This window comes from Roseovarius sp. MBR-6 (genome assembly GCF_040547525.1).
Lineage (GTDB): Bacteria > Pseudomonadota > Alphaproteobacteria > Rhodobacterales > Rhodobacteraceae > Roseovarius.
Window position 1 is genome coordinate 1 of sequence record NZ_JBEPPW010000060.1, and the last position, 1984, is coordinate 1984.

The 1984-nt window shown below is 63.9% G+C and carries 1 protein-coding gene and 1 pseudogene; both read right to left on the reverse strand.

Annotated elements, in window-relative coordinates:
* Positions 1-708 (reverse strand): annotated as a pseudogene (locus tag ABIE57_RS20435) (acetyl-CoA hydrolase/transferase C-terminal domain-containing protein); the annotation flags it as partial.
* 76 nt (positions 709-784) lie between these two features.
* The coding region (locus ABIE57_RS20440; RefSeq protein WP_354540876.1) for a 3-hydroxyacyl-CoA dehydrogenase family protein at positions 785-1984 on the reverse strand (1200 nt) is incomplete at its 5' end.

Sequence of the window (1984 nt, forward strand, 5' to 3'; positions counted from 1 at the left end):
TGCCACGGCATCGCCGACCGACCCGATACCAATTTGCAGCGTGCCACCATCCGGCACCAGCCCCGCGACGTGCAGGCCGATGGCATGGTCGGGCGGTGTCACGGGACGTTTCGGTACCGAGAACAGCTCGAATTGCGAGGCCGGGTCATCAAGCAGGCAATCCACTTCGTCGCGGGCGAGTTCACCGGCACCCGGCATGAAGGGAAGGAGCGGATTGATCTCGCCGACGAGAATGAAGTCCTGTTCGCCCCGCGCACGCGCCCGCAGCAGATCGACGGTGATGTCGGTATTGCAAGACAGGCTGAGCCGATCGCCGTCCCGGGCCAGAAGCTGGGCGATGACGTTTGGACGGCGGGCCATCAGAAAATCCAGCGCATGAGTATAATTGGCCGCGATATAGCCCTGTTGCGCCGCCGCATTGCCCAGCCAATCGCCCGCCTGAAAGAAGAATTCCTGCACCGTGATGTTGTCGGGCAGCGTACCGTCGGCAAGTTGGGCCGCGTAGTCAAGCGGCGTATATGCCCCGAAGAGGCGGTCCATCGCCGGACCGAGAAAACGCGCCTGAAGATCACTGTCCGCAACGGGCCGCCGCAGCGTCAGGGCGGTGAAGATGTGCAGATGAATAGAGCTGTCTTCAAGCGCCAGATCCGTCAGGGCGTTGATGACCGTACTCGCCTTGCCCAGTCCCAGCGGCAGGGCGAGCAGCACATCGCCGCCAGTCCGCTCGACAATCCGTCTTGCAACCGCCGCCGCGTCATTCAGAAGGGTCGGCCCCCCGGCCATCTCAGCGGAGGTCCTTCCAGCCGGGATCGGGGCGCAAGCGCGCGCCGTGGGCCTCGGCCAGGTCTTCCAGGCGCGCTTTGATATCGTCGGGGCCGCGGGATACCGCATAGTTCATCGGCCCGCCCCGGAAGGGGGCAAACCCGGTGGCGAAAATCATTGCGCCGTCCACCTGATCGCTGTCCTCGACGACGCCAAGGCGCAGGCATTCAACACAGGCATCCAGCATCGGCAGGATCAGCCGGTCGGTGATGTCGTCAGCATCGCCCGCCTTGCCGGTGTCCGGAGCGTCGTCCTTCTGGGCCGCGCCGTCCTTCCACTCGTAAAACCCCCGGCCTGATTTCTTGCCGGTATCCCCGTTTTCGACCATCTCGCGCAGCCAGCCGGGAACATCGGGCATCGGCTTGTCCAGCCCCGATTTCAGGCTTCCGGCAACGTCGAGGCAGATGTCGAGCCCGATCTGGTCGGCCAGTTCCACGGGCCCCATCGGCATTCCGAACCGTTCGGCGGCGCGGTCGATGACCTGCTTGTCATGGCCTTCCCCGATCATTTGGATTGCCTCCAGCAGGTAGGGCGTCAACGCGCGGTTCACCAGATAACCAGGATAGTCGCGCACCCGCGCGGGCAGGCGGCCAATGGCGCCGCAAAAGGCGGCCAGTTGGTCCGATACGGTGCCGAAGGTGCCGTCGTGAGTCACGACCTCGATCAGTTGCATCTTCGAGACCGGGTTAAAGAAATGCAGCCCCGCAAAGCGGCTGGGCCGTTTGAGGCTTTTGGCCAGGGCGATGATGGACAGCGAAGAGCTGTTCGTCGCCAGTGTCGCGGTCGGTTTCATCCGTAGCTCAAGCTCGGCATAGATGCTGGCCTTGATCGCGGCGTCCTCGGGGCCTGCTTCGATCACCAGATCGGCTCTTGGGACGCCAAGCTGGCCGGGGTCAGGCATCAGCCGGTCTAGCGCATCGCGAGTCTCGATCCCGCTCAGGTGCTGGTCCTTGCAAACTTCTCCGGCCCGGCGGATTGCCTGCCCCAGCGCTTCGGTATCCGGATCGAACAACGTCACGGTCTTGCCCTTGATTGCACACCAGGCGGCAATCTCACCGCCCATCGTGCCGGCGCCCACCACGTGGACATGGGCGATGTCGTCTTCGCCGCGACTGTCCTCTTTCAGGGCTTGCTGCAGGAAAAAGACCCTGACGAGGTTTCT